Annotated in this window: 14 protein-coding genes; 8 read left to right on the top strand and 6 right to left on the bottom strand. The window is 58.1% G+C overall.

Translation table 11 applies throughout. The features are described 5' to 3' along the window. Positions 1-2,307: a DUF7402 domain-containing protein gene (locus RBB62_RS01585; protein ID WP_309396345.1), complete on the bottom strand. Its 2,307-nt coding sequence runs from the start codon at positions 2,305-2,307 to the stop codon at positions 1-3. Between the two features lie 218 nt (positions 2,308-2,525). Between RBB62_RS01585 and RBB62_RS01580 the strand changes: the two genes are divergently transcribed. Beyond that, positions 2,526-3,587, top strand: coding sequence for a LacI family DNA-binding transcriptional regulator (locus RBB62_RS01580; protein ID WP_309396343.1), 1,062 nt, complete (start codon positions 2,526-2,528; stop codon positions 3,585-3,587). A gap of 46 nt (positions 3,588-3,633) precedes the next feature. On the opposite strand, the gene RBB62_RS01575 is transcribed toward RBB62_RS01580, so the two are convergent. Continuing rightward, the gene (locus RBB62_RS01575) at positions 3,634-5,946 is read right to left on the bottom strand and encodes an FAD-dependent oxidoreductase (RefSeq protein ID WP_309396341.1); all 2,313 of its coding nucleotides are present in this window, start codon (positions 5,944-5,946) and stop codon (positions 3,634-3,636) included. Continuing rightward, complete coding sequence (locus RBB62_RS01570; RefSeq protein WP_309396339.1) at positions 5,943-7,670, bottom strand: sodium:solute symporter family protein; 1,728 nt, start codon at positions 7,668-7,670, stop codon at positions 5,943-5,945. The genes RBB62_RS01575 and RBB62_RS01570 overlap by 4 nt, the downstream gene beginning before the upstream one ends. Before the next feature lie 1,063 nt (positions 7,671-8,733). Here RBB62_RS01570 and RBB62_RS01565 point away from each other — a divergent pair. Next, the gene (locus RBB62_RS01565) at positions 8,734-9,531 is read left to right on the top strand and encodes a PEP-CTERM sorting domain-containing protein (RefSeq protein WP_309396337.1); all 798 of its coding nucleotides are present in this window, start codon (positions 8,734-8,736) and stop codon (positions 9,529-9,531) included. 317 nt (positions 9,532-9,848) lie between these two features. Here the strand turns inward: RBB62_RS01565 and RBB62_RS01560 are convergent, their stop codons facing one another. Next, on the bottom strand, positions 9,849-10,310 hold the full coding sequence (locus RBB62_RS01560) for a hypothetical protein (RefSeq protein ID WP_309396335.1): 462 nt from the start codon (positions 10,308-10,310) through the stop codon (positions 9,849-9,851). Positions 10,311-10,516: 206 nt separating this feature from the next. Between RBB62_RS01560 and pyrG the strand changes: the two genes are divergently transcribed. The 3 genes from pyrG to RBB62_RS01545 all read left to right on the top strand — a co-directional run bounded on the left by pyrG (position 10,517) and on the right by RBB62_RS01545 (position 15,106). Next, positions 10,517-12,178 carry a CTP synthase gene (pyrG, locus tag RBB62_RS01555; RefSeq protein ID WP_309396333.1) on the top strand — a complete coding sequence of 554 codons (1,662 nt, stop codon included), beginning with the start codon at positions 10,517-10,519 and terminating at the stop codon, positions 12,176-12,178. 20 nt (positions 12,179-12,198) lie between these two features. Continuing rightward, on the top strand, positions 12,199-13,155 hold the full coding sequence (locus tag RBB62_RS01550) for an AraC family transcriptional regulator (RefSeq protein WP_309396331.1): 957 nt from the start codon (positions 12,199-12,201) through the stop codon (positions 13,153-13,155). Positions 13,156-13,309: 154 nt separating this feature from the next. Continuing rightward, a complete protein-coding gene (locus RBB62_RS01545) occupies positions 13,310-15,106 on the top strand; it encodes a heparinase II/III domain-containing protein (protein WP_309396329.1) in 1,797 nt (598 codons plus the stop codon). Positions 15,107-15,113: 7 nt separating this feature from the next. On the opposite strand, the gene RBB62_RS01540 is transcribed toward RBB62_RS01545, so the two are convergent. Then, a complete protein-coding gene (locus tag RBB62_RS01540) occupies positions 15,114-15,899 on the bottom strand; it encodes a hypothetical protein (protein ID WP_309396327.1) in 786 nt (261 codons plus the stop codon). 110 nt (positions 15,900-16,009) lie between these two features. On the opposite strand from RBB62_RS01540, the gene RBB62_RS01535 reads away from it, so the two are divergent. The 3 genes from RBB62_RS01535 (at position 16,010) to RBB62_RS01525 (ending at position 18,579) form a co-directional block, all read left to right on the top strand. After that, positions 16,010-16,801: an ABC transporter ATP-binding protein gene (locus tag RBB62_RS01535; RefSeq protein WP_309396325.1), complete on the top strand. Its 792-nt coding sequence runs from the start codon at positions 16,010-16,012 to the stop codon at positions 16,799-16,801. Positions 16,802-17,025: 224 nt separating this feature from the next. Continuing rightward, positions 17,026-17,463, top strand: a complete 438-nt coding sequence (locus RBB62_RS01530) for a glycine-rich domain-containing protein (RefSeq protein ID WP_309396323.1) — start codon at positions 17,026-17,028, stop codon at positions 17,461-17,463. Positions 17,464-17,478: 15 nt separating this feature from the next. Continuing rightward, positions 17,479-18,579, top strand: coding sequence for a hypothetical protein (locus RBB62_RS01525; protein WP_309396321.1), 1,101 nt, complete (start codon positions 17,479-17,481; stop codon positions 18,577-18,579). Here the strand turns inward: RBB62_RS01525 and ychF are convergent, their stop codons facing one another. Beyond that, positions 18,580-19,680 carry a redox-regulated ATPase YchF gene (gene ychF, locus RBB62_RS01520; RefSeq protein WP_343219058.1) on the bottom strand — a complete coding sequence of 367 codons (1,101 nt, stop codon included), beginning with the start codon at positions 19,678-19,680 and terminating at the stop codon, positions 18,580-18,582. Between the last annotated feature and the right edge of the window lie 55 nt (positions 19,681-19,735).

Raw genomic sequence — 19,735 nt, 5'->3', positions numbered from 1 at the left:
TTAATCTATAACAGCGGCCGACTGCGGCAGTATAAAGCGCGTTTCGAAGTAGCCATAGCCGTAGGCAACCGAATGCGGTTCACCTTTAAGTGCGAGTTTCCCCGACAGAAACGGACTGTCCACGGACTCTTCAATCACCGTCATGATTTGCTCGGAACCATCCCTCATCAGCACACGCACTTGCGCGCGTTCGATGAGGTCGTAGTCAAAGTTGATCGGTGCTTGCAAACGAACCGTCAACACTTGGCCATCGTAGCTGGCCTCAATTGACGACTCCGATAAGGCCAAGTAACTCAGGCTTAAATTGTAGGCGGTGTTAAACGTCACCCAGCCTTCCGACCAACCCACGTCACCGACCTCGGGGTGATACGGGTAGTGCTGGTTTTTCGGCGAGCCATCGAACACGAATCGCGCTTCGGCCAACTGCCCGATACCGCCCTCGTGGTAGGAATACCAACCGTGCTCCACACCCTCGATCTCACGCGGAGCATCATAGGAAAAATGCCGGCCTGCCGGGTTGCGGCCAAAAGCGTTGTCGAAATGCGCCCAGGCAATTTCGTTCAAGCGCGCCCGCTCCGTGGGCGAATCCACAAAGGGCATTACCGCGAGAACACAAGCGGGGAAGCCCATTACGTTGCCCGGCTCATTCCAATGCGTATGCAGCTCACCGGTGGGCGTCCACTGGGTGTCGGACAAGCGACGGAAGTCCCACATATTGTTGGAGCGCTCGATCATGATGCGCGCCCACTGGTTGAGCTTGGCGCGCAAGCCACGCGGTGCGCGCTCCGGATAAAATTGCGCCATTGCGGCCAGGCCAAGCATCGTCACGTGCTCGCTCATGCGTTGGCCTTTGGTCGTCAGCGGATCATGCCAATCCACCGCATCGATCACCCACTGCGTTTGCGCATAGGCGACATCAAAAAAGCGCTCGGCATCGGCGTCACCATCACGCAAAGCAACGGCATACATAAGCAGGTTGGGCAGGATGCTGTGGCCGGGCGGATTGGCGCCTTTGGTCGTCCCGATCTGCTCTTTCACTTCGAGCAAATTGTGGTTCTCCTGAGTCTCGTCGTAGCGATAGGTGCGCGTGATATCTTCATCGGTCCACGTGCTCAATGCATAGGCTTTCACGACGTCGTAATTCTGCTGTGGCAGCCACTGCTCAAGCACCGGCCACGCATACAAAAAATAGGCGAGCTGCTCTTTCAACATCATGTGCTTGAGCTGCTGAGTCACGATCACATCGGCGCCCCAATGAATGAGCTTCACCAAGTCCGGTGCTTCGGGATCATAAGGCAAAAGCGCGCCCCAACGGTTGTCTTTCGGGGCCTCGTAAGTCACCTGCTTCGGCATGCGCAAGTAAGCGTCTGGGTTGGACAACAACATCGGCACCAGCGAGTTTAACTCGTAGCCAAAATGATGGTCATCGCGCCAACCGAAAGATCCGATGCACACCCCGCGGTGGTTGCCCACGTAGTGCCGACTATCGACCATGAAGTCGATCATACCCTGATAACTCACGCGCTCCAGCCACCAGTTGCCAATGCGAAACGGCACGGATACTTCGGAGCCAACATGCACGACGTATTCGGCATTGCCCGCTGGTTCGAAGTCACTGAAGTCACCCCAGCGGTCCTGCAAGGTGCCTTCATAAAGTACGGCATCCTGGCCGCTTTCAGTAATCCAAAATAAAGTGCCCTTCTCAGCCAGCGGCGCCGTGAAGCGCTTGGGTTGTCCGCGATTAAAACCGCTTTGATTCAAATAGATTTTCGGGATGTCCGCATCGCACGATGGAGGTGCGTTTTCGAGCTGCGGAATGCCAGTGGCACTGTAAGCCCAAACTTTGATTTCCTTCACCCGCGCCGCATGGTTTGACACCTCCTCGATGTAGAGCCGCAGCTTATCGGTGGTCACCTCGACCGCGGCATCAAATGGCACACGCAGCGCAGTCGACGTATTGCCCGAGACTGCGGCCGATGGAATGCTCACCCACTCGCTGCCTTCCCAATATTGCACTGCGAAGGCCGGGATCGCATCGCGGTTTTGATACCCGCTATACAAGTGAATGCCGCCCAAGTGTACCGGCTGTTCAAAGGTCAGTTCCAGCCATTCCGCAGACCCGGTATCCAATGCACTGACCCAGCGTGAATCGTCCGCTGTCTTACCGTCGATTGCATGCGCGGCAACATTATCCTGATGAACTGAGCTCGCGCGCACCGTAGCGCTTAACGCCAAATTCTCTGGTCTCGCCGCGCTGACCAAACCGGCGCCCAGAAACCAACCATACGCTAACCCAAGCAGCATCATTCTGTTGCGGGTGTGAGGATTTTTCGGGCGGATAGATAAGAACTTAGAAAATATAAACATTAGGGCGCTTACTCGCAGCGAGATCACAATCTTAGCCTGCCTTTAACAGCGACTAAATAGTGGCAAACGCTTAGCTCAGAAGCGTTCATAAAACATGAAACTGACTTCGACTTCAAAATAGAATTGCCGCCGAGGTGTTACTGTCACAGGCTTGTATCATGTCGAGCACTTCCCAAGAGTCCGCCCCGAAAAAAGCAGTCTCGCTCCGTCAGATCGCGGAAGCAGTCGGAGTCTCGCGGATGACCGTTTCCCGCGCCTTCAAGCCGGAGTCTTCGATTAAGCCCGAAGTGCGTGAGCGCATCCTGGAAAAAGCGCGCGAACTCGGCTACGTGCCCGATACGATGGTCAGCGAATTGATGACCAGTTTTGCCAGCCGACGCCCCATCAACTACCAGGAAACATTTGCCGCGATTTGGTGGCCAGAGCGCTGGAAGTTCGTCGACTCCGGGCAAGGCTTTGAGTCCGACATTTACCAGGGCCTCAATGAAGGTGCCAAACTGCATGGGCGGAAGATGGATCACTTCGTTCTGTCCGAAGAGATGACGCCGCGCGTGATCATGCGCATTCTGCAGGCGCGCAACATTCAAGGCGTCGTCCTAACGCCTCCCGTTTCAGTCAAGATCGGCGCGCCCGAATTAGAGTGGGAAAAACTCAGCAGTGTGATCATCGGTAGCTCATTGCGTGAACCACAGTTTCACCGCGCACAAGCCAGCCACTATGCCGCCATGGTGATGGCCCTTGAGATCTTGCATGAGCGTGGTTATAAAAAGCCATGCCTCCTCGTCCGCAGTGATGTAGAGTTGCGTATGCTGCGCGCCTACACCGCCGCATTTTTGGCTTGGGGACACGCAGCGAAACGGATCTGGCACGCCGCCAAACCGAGTGGCGACGGACTTGACGATTGGCTGAAAAAACAGAATCCGGATGTAATCATTGCCGACTGTGATCCCTGGCATCAGTTTATTCCACGCGAGCACCAGGAATGCGGCTTTATGTCACTCGCGGTGCGCAATCAACGCGGCCACATCTCCGGCATCTACCAAAACTCATCCCGCATCGCCAAGTGCGCAATCGACCTCTTGGTCCGCGCGCGCTTTACGCATGAGTTAGGTGAACCGGAGGAACCGGTACTCATGCTCACGGCTGGCACGTGGATAGAAGGCAACTCTCTGCATGTTGGCAAAAATGATTTAGGTCGCCGGAGTGCTAGTCAACACTAGCCCCCCAATATATATAAACTCCAGCGACCTAAATTAAAGTCGTACCTTACGCGATCGACGCATTCCTGATCTTGGCTGCGCCGAAGGCTTGGATAGAAAACAGCGCCGCTGGCGCGCCATGTGTGTCCAGTAACTCGAGCTTCAAAGCACGGGTATTGACCGGTGACTCCAGGGAAATTTTTACGCGGCCGTTGTAGTTCCCTGTGCTCTCGGCGAGGCAGTTACCTGCATCATCGAGCAGGCGAAAATGCTTCACACAAAACGGCATCGCATTCTCCGGATGATGCCACTGCACGGACTCCATCGCGTGGTCGTAATCGACGTCGAAATACAAGACGAGCTCGGCAATTTGCTGCGGCTCTTCCCACTGCACTTGCAGCGTCGGCTGGGCGTCGTTGACATCCGCCACCCAGGCATTGCTCTGCACGAAAGGGCGCTCGTAATCGCTGGCCAACTGGTCCACGCCAAAGCCCGGCAAGGGCGGATTCATTACCACGGCGGGCAGCTTGCCCAGCGGACGTCTTTCCGGCAACCAGAACTCAAAGCTGTCAAAGCCACTGCCCTCGTCGGGCATCTGCACCGCGCTCTTGGCCACCTTTTTATTGGCGCTGTGCACGAGCGCCATGACGCCGGTGTGATGCGCTTTCGACTGCGCAATCGTTACGCCCGGGCATTGGTTGATGCAGACAAAAATGTATTCATTCTGCGGCAGCGTTGCCTGAAATTTAACCGTCACCGGAACGCCCTCGCCTTTGGCGAGCGGAAGCGTGACCGACTCCAATGTTTCGTCGGGCGTGAAGTTGCCAGCGCGCACCGAGCGGCGCAGTTCGAAGGTCAGCTCGGTATCTTTAGGCGCGTTAAAAGTAAACGTCAGCTCCGGCATGGACCCGGCTTGGACAGGCAACAATAACGCACGCGAACAATCCAGCGACGCATAGCCGCCATCGTCCGGGAAGCCCGCGATTCTGGATTCACTTGAGGCCGACAAGCGTGCCATGCGAACGAGGTCTTCCGCGTCTTCCGGCAGCGTTAGATGCGGAATAAACTGCCCCTTGCGGCGCAGGCGACGCTGCAGCGCACACATGCGGCTGGGCTCAACCAAGTCGCGGGGCTCCAGGTTGTTTTCACGGCAGAGTGCGGCAGCCATGCCGACGGCTTGCGCGTTGTGCGCGCAGGTCATCATCACGCGGGTCGAACCAAAGGCAATGTGCGAGGCAGAGATCAGGCGACCGGCCGTAAACAGGTTGTCGATGTTGCGGCTATACATCGCACGATACGAGATCTGGTAAACGCCCTTGCTGTGGAACTGCGTGCAGCCCGAGCGCTCACTATAAACACCGTCCGCGGGGTGCAAATCCACTGCCCAACCGCCGAAGGACACCGCGTCGTCGAAGCGCTTTTGCTCGATGATGTCCGACTGGCTCATCATGGTGTCGCCCTCAAAACGGCGGCTTTCGCGCTTGCCGGGGATCGTGCCGATCCATTCCAACGTTTGGTTTTCCGCTTCGGGAAATTTGCCGGAGTTTTTAATGTAATCCCACACGCCGTAGGCCACTTTCCAGAGCTCCCACTTGATCTCTTCGGTGTCGTGAATCGTGTCCATGCGGCCGCCGTATTCCAGCCACCAAAGAGAGCAGCCGTACTGCTTCACCTCGATCTGATCATGCCGCGGAATCGCGTTGATGTCCTTCAGGGCAAAGTCCGGCGCCACGTATTTAACCGGCTCGCCGGTCTCCTTGGCGTAGAAGTAAATCGTGTGGCCGAGCAGCTCGCCGTAGGCTTCATCGGGAGCAAAGGGTTCGTTGAATTCCTCGGCGGCTTCGGCGCCCACGCGGTAAGCCGCGCCCGCCAGGTAGCCCATTATGCCATCACCGGAAGCGTCGCAAAACAGCGGCGCACTGATATCATACATCGTGCTGTTCTGGCTGCAAAATGCGTGCAACAGCTTGATGCGCGACGCGCCATTTTTCTCCAGGCCCACCATCACGGTGTTCAGCAGCAAGGTGATGTTCGGCTCCAAGCGCACTTTTTCGAGGAGCAGCGCATCGAAGTAAATCGGGTTGCCCTCGCGGTTGCGCCAAAGGTTCTCCACGCAGATCTCATCGATCACCCCACCCTCGCGCGACCAGCGGTTGTTGTTGCCTTGGTGAGACGTGGCGCCCAGCGCCCACAAGCGCACTTCCGACGAAGCATTGCCGCCCAACACCGGACGATCCTGCACCAGCGCCACCTTCACGCCTTCGCGCGCAGCGGTGATCGCGGCGCACACACCCGCCAAGCCGCCGCCCACGATGGCGAGGTCGACTTCGAGGTCTATTTTCTTCAAGGCACGCGAAAGCGCTGGTTCGGAAATCGTCATGAAATTCGCTGTTTCTTGTGAGTCTTAATAAAGAGAAAAATCGTGCCGGAGATCAGCACCAGCACCGCCCCAAAGACCGCGAGGATGCCGTGCCCGGAATCGTTAAAAGGGATCAGGCCAAACATCAGGAGCGCGCAAACCAACAGGCAGCCGCCCACGATGATCGCTGGCATCGTGCTGGCTTCGGTCTTTTTACCGGCGGCCATCACGTCGCTCACTTGCGCTTCGACGCGCATCCATCCGGCGGCCGTCGTGCCGCGCATAAGGTGCATCACAGTGAGGATCGCCACCGGGATCACCACACCGATGATCAAGTCCACCGTCGTGCCGTTGGCTTGCGCCCAGTCGGCCAGACCAGCCGTCGAGTCCATCACGAGGAAACCGTCTTTGCCCAAGCCCAGTTTGAAGATGAGGCCGATGACAAAGCTGATCGCGACAGTGGTCCAAATCGCACTGATGCTGACTCGCTTGCTGAAGAGACCCCAGATCGTCGGCGCCAGTAGCGGGCCAACCATCAGGCTCGTGATCGCAACGACCACCTTTTCCGCGCCACCCAAATACGGGATCAGCAGCGACACGCCGATCAGGATCGCGCCGAGTAAAATCGTGAAGCCGCGCCCGACGTTGACCAAGTGTTTTTCCGTGGCGTTCGGCTTAAACAAGCGACCATAAATTTCCTCCGTCAGCACGCCCGCAAAGACATTGAGCTGCGAGCTGACCATGCTGGCGGTCGCCGAAAACATCGCGGCCACCATCAGGCCAACCATGCCCGCGGGCAGCACTGCGCGGCAGGCCAGGATGTAGGCTTCCTGTGGGTCGGCGTCCGGGTTGATGGTCCGGTAGATCATCGGCGGGAGGAGCCACAGCATCGGGCTAAAAAGATAAAGGCCACCAAACAGGTAGCAGCTTTTCTTCGCGTCTTGCTCGCTGGAAACGCAGATGAAGCGTTGGGCAAAAGCCCACTCCGCGCCGATCATGAAAAAGTGGATCAGCACCCAGCCGACGAGGAAGAAGACGGTGTATTTATCACTCGTCAGCGCGAAGAAGCCCTCGGGCGCTTTGTCGATGAAGCCACCAATGCCGCCCACCGTTCCGAAGGCCAGTGGCACGATGAAAATCACCGCAAGGTTCAGCACAATGAACTGCAAGACGTCGGTCATCAGCACCGCCCAAAGGCCGCCGGCCATAGTGTAGATCACCACAATGCCGCCAAAGATCACGATGGCCCACATCAGCGAGAGGTTGCCCGTTTCCGGGTCGCGCAGCGGATTGCCTTCGGCCAGCGGCATCATCGCCACGAGCACGATGGACAGCGAGTAAAGCGATACCGCCACGCCCACAATGCGGAAGACCATCATCGCCCACGTATAAAACTGCACCGCGCTCACGCCGAAACGCAGCTCAATAAACTCGGCCGGCGTCTTAACGCCCATGCGCTTCCAATGCCCCGCCACGAAGTAGCCCACGAGCAACGCCGCGGCACCATAGCACAAGTTGATCACCACCGCGACCAGGCCGTGCTGGTAGGCAATGCCGCCCCACACCACAAAGGTGCCTGCGGAAAACATCGTCATGAACGAGCTCAGTCCCGAGGTCCACCACGGGGACTCACCACCGGCGGCAAACATATCCTCAGAGCTCTTGTTCTTGGTCGACAAAAACAGGCCCACGAGGAAGATCCCCAGCAGGTAAACGGTCAGCACGAAATAATCGACGGTATGCATAGACGAGAAGCGCGTTAGGCGTTGATGGTGAAGAGGCTGGTCGAGGGTTTTGCCTTCTAGAATCACCAGGAGCCTACGGCATGAGTTTCAAGAGCGCAATTAGACGATCAAACGAAAGCCCTCTCAATCGCAGTCGGCTTGTTACTGTCACAGTCAGCTGCGAGACAACGGACGCGGATGCCAGTTGGGTGAAACTGCCCGTTAAGGATAACGCCCTCTTAGGGAGATGGCTTAGACTTTGAGGCAGCGTGGCGGCTTGTCTGGAGACTGCGCCCTACCTTTTGCAGTTGGACTGGCCATTTGCCTAATGGGCAAATCTATGGGTCCAGCGGCACGCTGGGGGGGGGGTAAAAACGACTTAATAGACTGGGAAAGAACATGGCTCCGCCCGCCTGCGGGCCGAAGAGCGCCGCAAGTGGGGGTGAGCGCGCCGTTGTATCGCGCGCTTCAACGTCAATGCCCGTTGGCGCAAGCTGGCATAGTCGGGCGGCGTTTTGGGCGACATGGCGAACATGGCGGCATTAAAATCTACAGGCGTTGCCCGACCGGCTGCTGTCACCAGCGCGGCGGTCAAATGAGCCTGTTCAGCGATTCCAAAACGACGCGCGAACGAATGCGCCACGTCGACATTGACTGGACTGACCACGCGCTAAGGCGGGTGGCGGCTTTCGGTCGGAGGTTGATCGGATGGGTTCATGCCCACGATTTTACCAAACTTCCCCTACCCTGGCAATGACTCGGCTGGCTACACAGGCTCAGTTGGTTCAGTTGGCTCGGCGGGGCGCTTTTTTGACATTATGTCTAGTTTTCGGCGCCACTGAGAGCTACTCACTAATAGTCAGAGCCACTGGCTATTACTCACTCGTGCTCACTGGCACCCAAATGTCCCCGCTGACGCCTCCCGACCGAGGCCACAGAAAAGTTTAAAGCACCTCCCTAAAACGCACTTAGGGACAGTAACATTTTCAAACCATTCGAAAAACTGAGCGGCATCATTAGGGTATAAATCATCTCGCCGCCAAGTGGCGATGATATGCTCCCAAACTCTAAATAATGAAAGATCATGCCCCTTAACCAACCTCAATTCACCGCTCAAGTCTTGCGCGTTGCCGCAGGCCTGATGATCGCCCTGCCCGCAAGCGCCAGCACGACGATTTTCTTTGAAGACTTCTCCGGCGCCGCTGGCCAGCTGGGCGGCCAAGCCCCGACGATCGGCACCGGAACCTGGTCCACGCCTACCTATGTTGAGAAAAGTGGCAGCGGTTCGAGCAACGCCATCCAAGGCGCTTCGACCAACTCCCTCGCCTTCACTTTGGAAGCTGGTAACATCTACACGCTGTCCGCCGACTTCCGTGCGCAGTCGCCTTCCTCGACGTCCTCCAAATACGCTGGCATTGGCTTCTTCAACGAGACCAGCCCGACCTTCACCGCCTTCCCTTCGCTTGGGCCCGAGACGCCCTGGATGTTCCTCCGCACCCAAAATAACGCCGCGAATCAGGGAGACATGTCGCTTCGCCCACTGGGAACGGACATCAGCGGCTACTCCGCGATCGACTCCAGCTTCGACGTCACCGTCACCCGCAACTACTCGCTCGTGCTGGACACCACTGCCTCCGAATACACACTGTCGCTGTTCGTGGACGACGTCCAATATGGCAGCACCTTCACCTACTCGGAAGCGGAATCAATCGGCCTGCTTTCCTCGATCACCGGCGTGGGCTTCACGACCTCCACCTCCAGCGCACCCGGCGTGATTTACGACAACTTCAGCCTGACGAGCGTTCCCGAGCCCTCCACCTGGGCGCTGATCCTCGGTGCCAGCACGCTGGCCATCGCGATCATCCGCAAACGCCGCCGCTAAGAGGGCGTCTAAAAAGTCTGATCGAGTCGGCGAGATGTATTCGGGAGGCAAAATTTCGGCTTCTGAATCGAGGCGAAACCAGTTTCGTCGAGATGAAGAAATGATATTTTGACCCCGAAGATGCTCTCCGGGGAAGACCACTTGAGTTTTTAGACGACCTCTAAGGCAACTTTCCTGCACAAGTCTCAGCCTTGGCCGGATGCATGATGCGTCCGGCCATTTTTTTTGTGGTGAGACGGCGAACGGGCACGACCTCAGAGTGATTGTGTCGGGCACAGGCGGGACACCTGTGCTACGCCAAGAGGCAACGCGGCGGGTCACCCTTCGAAGCCGTATTGGTCGAGCATATCCGTCAGGACATCCACCAGGGCTTCCTTGTGGGGGAGAGATTTCTGCGCTTCCACGCAGCAGCTCAGGTATTCGAGCAGTTGGGCAAGGCCCAAGGAGGTGCGGTTTTTCTGCGCCAGCCAGTCGTAGAAATATTCGACGGCGGCCACCCAATCGGCCAGAGAATCTGGGGAGTCGTCCACGTGGTCGACCAGCAGATCGAAGCCATTGGGCGCGTAGGGGTGCTCCTTGGCGTGGGCGTCGAAGGCTTCGACCAACAGCGAGAATTGCTTCGGGGTGGCGCAGGCCTCGGCGGTGAGGCGGAAGGCACGCTCGCCCAGATGCGCCTCGCCTTGCAGGAACGCGCCTTCGGACAGGGCGTCGAGCCAAGGCATGTATTGCGATTTATCATCGCCAGCGAGCTGCGTCGCAAGTTCCTCGATGTTGGGCATGGTGAAAAGTGTAGGCAGGACGTATGGCGAATCAATGATGGATTTTCCTGCTCAGGATCAACGGCTTGCGCAATACAGGGCAGAAATTTGCCTTATGGGGCGAAAAACGGGTTGCGCTGAGGGGGACGTGCTCCTTTTTATTTAGACCCGGGCAGCGGTAGCCTCCGCCGCCCGTTTTTCTTTTTTAAGAATCCCAATTTTGCTCCATGCCTGACCAAGCGGAATCCCTCAAAACAAAGTTCATCTTCATCACCGGCGGTGTGGTGTCCTCTCTCGGCAAAGGACTCACCGCGGGGGCGCTCGGCGCCTTGCTGGAGCAGCGCCGGCTGACCTGCCGCTTGCAGAAGTTTGACCCCTACCTGAACGTCGATCCCGGCACGATGAGCCCCTTCCAGCACGGCGAAGTTTACGTGCTCGACGACGGCGCGGAAACCGACCTGGACCTCGGCCACTACGAGCGCTTCACCAACGGCACCCTTTCCAAGAACAACAACCTGACCTCCGGCCAGATCTACGAAGAGATCATCCAGAAGGAGCGCCGCGGCGACTTCCTCGGCAAGACCGTGCAGGTGATCCCCCACGTGACCGATGAGATCAAGAAGCACATTTACGGCGGCGCCAACGGTGGCGATGTAGATGTGCTGATCACCGAAATCGGCGGCACCGTGGGCGACATCGAAGGCCTGCCCTTTCTGGAAGCCATGCGTCAGTTTGCGCTCGAAGTCGGCTTTGACAACGTGCTGTTCATCCACGTCACGCTGATTCCATTCCTCAAGGCCGCCGGCGAGCTCAAGACCAAGCCCAGCCAGCAATCCGTCGCCAAGCTGCGCGAAATCGGCATCCAGCCGGACATCCTGGTTTGCCGCACCGAGCAGCCGATCAGCCACGACATTCGCCAGAAGCTGAGCCTGTTCTGCAACATCCCGGTCAAGGCGGTCATCGAAGAGATGGACGTCGAAACCTCCATTTACGAACTGCCGCTGCGCCTGGCCCAGGAAAATCTGGACGACCTCGTGGTCGACCACCTCCGCCTCGATGCACCGGACTGCGACATGAAGGAATGGCAGTCCGTGGTCCGCCGCCTGAAGTATCCCGCCAACCGCGTGGACATCGGCGTGGTCGGCAAATACATCGAGTTGCAGGACGCTTATAAGAGCGTTTACGAAAGCCTGACCCACGCCGGCGTCGCCAATGACTGCGGCGTGAACATCGTCCGCATCGACTCCGAAGCCATCGAAGAAGACGGCCCGGAAGCGCACCTAAAGGGCCTCGGCGGCATCCTCGTGCCCGGTGGTTTTGGCGACCGCGGCATCGAAGGCAAAATCGCCGCCGCCGCCTACGCCCGCGAAAAGATGATCCCCTACTTCGGCCTGTGCCTGGGCATGCAGATTTTGGTCATCGAATACGCACGCCACGTGGCCGGCTACCCGAAGGCCAACAGCCTGGAATTTGACCCGAGCGGCGAATGCTCTGTCATCAACCTGATGGCCGACCAAGTCGACGTGACGGACAAGGGCGCGACGATGCGCCTGGGCGCCTACCCGTGCAAGCTCACGCCCGACACGCATTCCTACAAAGCTTACGGCAACGTATTCGATGCGCCCAAGGGCGGCGACTTCATCATCCATGAACGTCACCGCCACCGCTTTGAGTTCAACAACGACTTCCGCGAAATCCTGGAGCGCAGCGGCCTGCGCATTGCCGGGGTCAACCCCGAGCGCGACCTCGTGGAAATCGCCGAAGTCTTCGACCACCCGTGGATGGTGGGCGTGCAGTTCCACCCGGAATTCAAGTCCAAGCCCAACCACGCGCACCCGCTTTTCGCGTCCTTCATTGGAGCCGCGATTGAACACACTCAAAAGGATTAACTTCGCCGCATCGATCTTCCATGTCATTCCTCCAAGACATCGAGATTGATGTAGTGCACGTGGGCCGGGCTGACTGGCCCAGCGGAATTGAGACCTACAGCCCGTGGCATACCACCCGCGTGCTGAAGCACCATGAGCTGTGGTTTTTCTGGCGTGGCAACGGCTGGATCGAGGCCGAAGGCGAACGCTACGAAGTCCGCCAGGGGCAGCTCTACTGGTTCAGGCCGGGCGTGGAATACAGCGTTACGCAAAGCCCGGAGCGGCCGTTGGGCACCAACTTTATCTCGTTCGATATACAGCGCGAGGGAGAGTACGTCGCCGAACCGCCCCCCGACTGCTCGCCACACATCGACGTTGTCGAAGCCGACCTCGCCGAGACCGTCACCCGTCACATTGTAGAGCTCTACTGGCAATGCTATGTGGATTACAAAGACGCGCCCAACGGCGAAGACCTACGCTCCAACCCGTATTTCCTGTTTGCCAACGACCACTACCAATACCTGATCTTTGCGCCCAACCCGATCAGCATTTTTCGGCCAACCGTGAAGTCGGTCCAGGCGTCCATCCTCACGGCCGACACCCTTTTCCGCGGCTTCCTGATGGAAGTGCTCACGCAGTCGCAACGCAGCCTCAAAGATAACACCGCCAGCCACGACCGCTACCAACGGCGCCTGATCTCGCAGATCGCCATGCGCATCCAACAGGAGCCCGGTGCCAAGATCACCACGGCCGAGTTGGCCACCGAATGCGGCTACAGCGCCGATTACTTTACGCGCGTCTTTAAAAAGATCATGCACTGTAGCCCGCAGCGCTACCAAGTTTATGCGCGCATCAACAAGGCTTGCCTGCTCTTGCGCGACTCCGACCTGCTCATCAAGCAGATTGCGCTGCAACTTGGTTACTGTAACGAATACTTTTTCTCGCGGCAATTTAAGGAAGTAATCGGCCGCAGTCCCAGTGACTATCGCAAAAAGTAGAACGGTGCCCCATCCGGCCTGTACCGGCGCGTTCTATTGCCATTGACCCCGCCTTCGGGCTCGTGGGTAAATTGCGCCTATGCTCTTCACCCGAATAGCTCTGATAGTCCTAACGTCACTGTCACTCGCCATTCCTTTAGCCAAGGCACAAGATATGCCCGAGTTACTCGCCAGCGCCCCAAAGTCTCACCCACGACTGTTCCTTCCCACCAGCGAGGAAAACGACTGCAAGGCCAAGATCGAGCAGGATACTTTGCTTCGCAAAGCTTCCCAACACACAATCGAGTTGGCGGACCAAATGCTTGAGCTGCCGCTGTTGCAATACGAGCTGGAAGGCCGTCGCCTGCTGGACGTATCGCGCGCCTGCCTGCGTCGTATGGCCTACCTCGGCATGGCCTACCGCCTCACTGGCAACCCCCAATACGCACAGCGCGCTGAGGCTGAAATGCTCAACGTAGCCGCCTTCAGTAACTGGAATCCAACACACTTTCTCGACACTGCCGAGATGACCGCCGCCCTCGCGATCGGCTACGATTGGTGCTATCAGGCGCTCAGCCCAGAAGCCCGTGTGACGATACGCCAGGCTATTGTCGAAAAGGGGCTCCAACCCTCACTGAACAGAGACTGGTGGTGGATCGACCACAGCAATAACTGGAATCAAGTCTGCCATGCCAGCATGGTCATGGGTGCCCTGGTCGTCTATGAGCAAGAGCCTGAGCTTGCCGAACAGATAATCCAGCGCGCGCTCGACAACATCCACTACGGCATGGATGTCTATGCGCCCGATGGCGCCTACCCCGAAGGCCCGATGTATTGGAGCTACGGCACCAGCTTTAACGTGCTGCTGATCGGTGCGCTAGCCTCGGTGCTGGGTTCCGACTTCGGCCTCTCGCAAGCACCTGGCTTTCTCGAATCGAGCGAGTATTACCTTCATGTCTCCGGACCCAGCGGCGACTTTTTCAATCACTCAGATTGCCGCCCGCGCAACGGGTTTAGCGACTTGATGGTTTGGTTTGCCGAGCGAACCCAAAACCCATCCCTGCTCTGGCGCGAACGCCCATTGCTGGAAGAGTTTCTCTCTAAAGAGCATAACCCCGACGGCCATGACACTCGCCTATTCCCGTTCACCCTGATCTGGTCACCGCCCCTACAAGACATCACTCCGCCAACCGAGCTGCACTGGCAAGGCAACGGTGAAGTGCCCGTAGCCTTCCATCGCACCAGTTGGGAAGACCCCAACGCCACATTCTACGCCATCAAGGGAGGCTCACCATCCGCTGGCCACGGCCATATGGATTCTGGAACCTTCGTCATGGAGTCAGACGGCGTGCGCTGGGCAATCGACCTCGGCATGCAAGACTACCACAGCCTCGAAAGCATCGGCATATCGCTGTGGGGCGAGCAGCGCTGGAATGTTTTCCGCCTCGGCATCAAGAGCCACAACGTGCTCATGGTCGACAGCCAAAACATGGACCTCAACGGAGAAATTCCCATAACGAAAGACGTCGCCGATGGCCCCTTCCCGCACACCATTGTAGACACCACCGAGGCCTACACCGGACAACTCAAATCCGCCCGCCGCGGCATCGGTCGCCACGAGCACGGCACAGTCGTCGTCCGCGATGTCGTCGAAACGCTCGACCGCGAAACGGAAATCCGCTGGGGCATGGCCACCCGCGCTGATGTGACCATCGACAGCCCCACCCATGCCACGCTTCGGCAGGACGGAAAACAGCTTGAACTTGTGGTCAAATCCCCCGCCAACGCGCAGTTGGAAATTTACCCAATGGACCCACCGCCCAACGACTACGACGCCCCCAACCCCGGCGCCAAAATGATCGGCTTCACGGTCAAGCTCCCTGCCAACAGCGAAGAGATCCTCCTTGTCGAGCTGCGCCCCGGTAGCGGCTCCAGTAAATACATTTCCGAAGACGCCTACGCCGACTGGTAAGGCGCGCCTACTCCTCCAGCATCGGGAAGCTGATCTGACCCTCCGGCGAGAGCGCACAGAGAATCACCCCGCCCGGAGGAGGCGGTTCATTCAGTTGACTGAAACCAAGCGCAAAGTTGACGGTCCCATCATCATCTTCATTCGTGCCAGCGAATTTAAAACTAACCTTGTCCAATGGGTATTGCTCGAAGCTCAAGAAAACAACTTCGTCGCCAGCCATATCGATTGATTCCACCAATTTTTCACCCAACAAAATATCACACCGCCCCTGCTCCGCCTGAGCCTTGTTGATATTTACACCGTGAAAGAAAATCTGACCACCGGGAAAATTTCGGCTCCAGTAGCGGGTACAACGCCAGACCTCGGGGTCCACCGCTTGGATTTGCCTGGCAATATTCTCACTGCCCTTTTTCAAATCGATAGGCTCTGCGCTATTGCCATCTGTATCGCCATCGAAATAGAGACCGAAGTTCAGCTCGACTGCCCCTTTTTCCAAATTTGATTGAATGGTGGAGTCCGCCCAAAACTCTTGGATGATATCTGGTAAGGTGAAGCCGCCAGTGTTGTTGACCGGCATTCGAAAATCTCCCTCCGGCGAGTGCACCGTCATGATGATTGGCCGGTCATCACCAGGCTTCTGATGCACAATCTCAATCACGATTCGCACACCTTTGACGTCTTGTAATTCCTTCGCCAAGGTCGCCGCGACTGCGATCGGCCCATAGGGTCGCTCCACTTCAGCCTTAGCGGCAGTGACAGTAAACAAGGCAATGAGCCAGATCAGAGACTTCATAATTTCAATCATTTATTGGGAAATCAGATTGTCCAGCATTTTACATCATCCATAGACGACACCACACTAGAGCACTTGTCTTTCCCCCGGAAGCGGCACACCTTGATCGTATGCCAGACAGCAGTGCGATCATCGACATCCGGGACCTGAGCGTCATCCGCGGGGAAACCACCATCCTGCGCGATGTTTCCTGGCGCGTGGAGCGCGGGCAGCATTGGGTAATCCTCGGCGCCAATGGTTCGGGCAAAACCTCGCTTTTGCAATCGCTGACGGCCTACCTGACCCCGAGCCGCGGCCGCATCGAAGTCGATGGCCAGGTGTATGGTCAGTCCAACTGGCCAGCGCTGCGGCAACGCATCGGGCTCGTCAGCTCGGGCATCGCGCAGAAGGTGCCACTCGACGAACCCGCGCTCAAGACGGTACTCAGTGGCCCGTCCGCCCAGCTCGGCTATTGGACGCGTAACGCCGGCACGCCGGATGTTGGCTTTGCCCGCGACTGCCTCGATCGCATGGGTGCCGCTTATTTGGCCGAGCGCGAGTGGCGCTACCTCAGCCAAGGCGAGCGGCAGCGTGTGTTCATTGCCCGCGCCCTGATGACGCGCCCCGTGTTGCTGATTCTAGACGAACCCTGCGCCGGGCTCGACCCCGTGATGCGCGAACACTTCCTCCAGGCCGTGGGCAACCTCATGCAGCAGCCGAGCGCGCCGACCATCGTCCTCGTCACGCATCACGTGGAGGAGATCATCCCGGGCTTCAGTCACACGCTCGTGATCAAGGCCGGCGAAGCCCTCGCCCAAGGGCCCACGGAAAACGTGTTAAGCAGCGAAATTCTCAGTGACGCATTCGGCGCCGCAATCACGCTCAGCCGCCCCGATAATCGCTGGCAGTTGAAAATCGACTGACAGTCAAGCGGCCAAGTTGCGCCGTGAAGCCACCGCATGGACTTGTTTTTCAATAAGCCCTTCGCCTCAGTTCGCTCATTCGCCGACAAGATCGACGCGCTCATCGGCCGCGTCGCCTGCTAAGCTTTGCGCGGCAAAGTAAGCGCACTGCCTTACAATCATTTTCTCAAATTGTAATTCACGAGCACATAGGTGGCATGGTAGCTTCAGGAAACGGAACTCCTATGGACTCAAGCTGCTCAAACACAATCGACTCCCAAGCTGCCTCAGCCACGCTGCTACAGGCTCAGCCATTGCTTGGTGAAAAAATTGCCAGCGCATTGGCCTGCGATGCGCCGACCGCAACCGAAGCACTCACCGAGGCCATCCGCTTCTTGGCGCTCGTCGCTCAAAGTGTAACCCCGCTCACGCCCTCGCATAAAGTCGACCTGGCGTGGCACGAGTTTATTCTCTTCACGCGCGACTACCATGCGTTTTGCCAGCAACATTTTGGCAAATACATCCACCATACGCCCGGTGGAGGCACCGACCAAAATCACCGCCAATACCACGCCACGCTTGCGGCCTACCAAGCCGCCTTTGGCCCGCCAAGCATTCGCTTCTGGGACAACCCCAACCTCGGGCCCGCCGCCTCCAACTGCGGTGCCTGCGAAGCCTCTTAACCACCCAACTCCACTATGTACTACAAAGCACTCATCACCGTCGGCCCGGCCGAGCTCTCCCACGTCGAACGTCGCAAGCCGACTAAGGCCTTCGGCAAGCTCGCCCATTTTTTAACGCTTGGCATCTCCTCGCCCAAGGAAGTCCGCCAGACCTTCACCGCGGTTTCCATTCTACAATCACTCAACCTTGCGCTGCAGGCAATCGGCGTCGATAACATCGTCCGCCTATCCAAAGACGCGACCGATTTTTACTACGACTACCAAGGCATTCCGCAGGATCTCCGCCTCTGCATGGATGCCTTCGAGCGCGAAATCGACCCGCAGGAAAACGAACTCTTCGACGAGCTTTCACTCGTGCTCGAACACCATGTGCCGGGCATGACCTTTCTTCTGCAGTTTAATATTTTGCGCAGTCACGAAGTCGGCGCGCACCCGATTGAAATCCACATCAACGGCTTCTCCAACGAGTTTTCCGCCAAGGATAAAAGCGACGCCGAGTTGCGCGAATCACTGGCGCCCATCTTCGCCAAACAGGAAATCTACGATGCCTATCTCTCCCAACAGCGCGGCCTGTTCGACCAATTTACCGGGGCGGTGATCATGGCGCTGCATCAGCACATGCACATCGAGGCGACTAAGCAAAAGACCTTCCGCAAAATGATTCGCCGGGGTGAAGGTGCCCGCGCTTACTCCGCCAACCGCATGGCGCCGCTCAACTCCGAGCCAGCATTCCACAACTACTACGGTGTGCAGGATGCGTTTGCCCACGCCTGGGTTTGGTCCGACCTCTGCCACGAGCGGCAGATATTTTGCTCCGACTTAGGCGTCGTCGATGAAACCGGTCAGGATCTGCGCATCATCGGCGCAGAAGGCGTCATCGCCGGCGACCAAAGCCGCAAGCGGGAATCGACCTCGAGCGCCTACGCCGGTGACGCCGGCAGCGATGCGGGATCAGTCGCTTACTTCGATAACACAACCGACTCCCGCCGCAACGAAGGCGGCTGGTTCGAAAGCCTTTTCGGTGAAGACGGCTTCTTCAGTGGTGACGGCGGAGACGGAGGCAGTAGTTGCGGTAGCTCCTGTGGCGGCGGTTGCGGCGGTGGATGTGGCAGCTGATTAACCGCCCACTTTGAACAGCGCCACGTCGCCGTCTTTAAACAAGTATTCCTTGCCCTCCAGACGGTATTTGCCCGCGTCGCGTGCGGCGGCGACTGAACCCGCGGCCACAAGGTCCGGGTAGCTCACGACTTCCGCCTTGATGAACTTCTTTTCGAAATCGGTGTGGATCACGCCTGCGCATTGCGGCGCCTTCATGCCCACGTGGAACGTCCAGGCGCGGACTTCCTTTTCGCCGGCGGTGAAGTAGCTGGCCAGGCCGAGCAGCGAGTAAGCAGCCTGAATCAGACCGGACACACCCGAGCCATCGACACCGAGGTCCGCCAAAAACTCCTTGGCTTCTTCGGGCTCCAGTTCGGAAAGTTCTTCCTCGATGCGGGCGCAAATGACGCAAGAGCCGGCGCCGTGGTGCTCGGCGGCCCAGTCGGCCACTTTCTTGGTAAAGTCGTTGCCGCCGTTGGCAAGGTCGTCTTCGGCCACGTTGCAGGCGTAGAGCGCACGCTTGGAAGAGAGCAGGCAGAAGTGCTTCAGCAGTTCGCGCTCGTCGTCGGTCAGGTCCATCGTCACGGCAGGCTTGCCGGCATTGAGGTGCTCGACGACCTTTTCGAGCAACGCGGCGTTGGCCACGGCTTCTTTGTCATTACCCTTGGCGCGGCGGCGGTTTTTATCGAGCTGGCTTTCGGCGGACTCCAAGTCGGCGAGCACGAGCTCGGTGTTGATGATGTCGATGTCGCGAATCGGGTCGACGGAGCCCTCCTTGTGGATGATGTCCTCGTCCTCAAAGCAGCGCACCACGTGCACAATGGCGTCCACCTCGCGAATGTTCGCCAGGAACTTGTTGCCCAGGCCTTCGCCCTTGCTAGCGCCAGCCACAAGGCCCGCGATGTCCACGAACTCAATCGCCGCCGGGATGACGACGCTGGTCTTCGAGATTTCGCGCAGCGGCTCAAGGCGCTCGTCCGGCACTTCGACCACGCCCACGTTGGGCTCGATCGTGCAAAATGGGTAATTGGCGGCCTCCGCCTTGCGGGTCCGCGTGAGGGCGTTAAATAGGGTGCTCTTGCCCACGTTGGGCAGTCCGACGATGCCTGCTTGAAGCATAATGTAAAATACGGGTTGTTTAGGAAACCCGCAACGCAAGGGCCAAAGCCGCCCG

The sequence above is a fragment of the Cerasicoccus maritimus genome (assembly GCA_031296935.1).
Classification (GTDB): Bacteria; Verrucomicrobiota; Verrucomicrobiia; order Opitutales; family Cerasicoccaceae; genus Cerasicoccus; species Cerasicoccus maritimus.
Note: the sequence above shows the minus strand (reverse complement) of the source record. Positions and strands in the feature narration are given on the sequence as shown.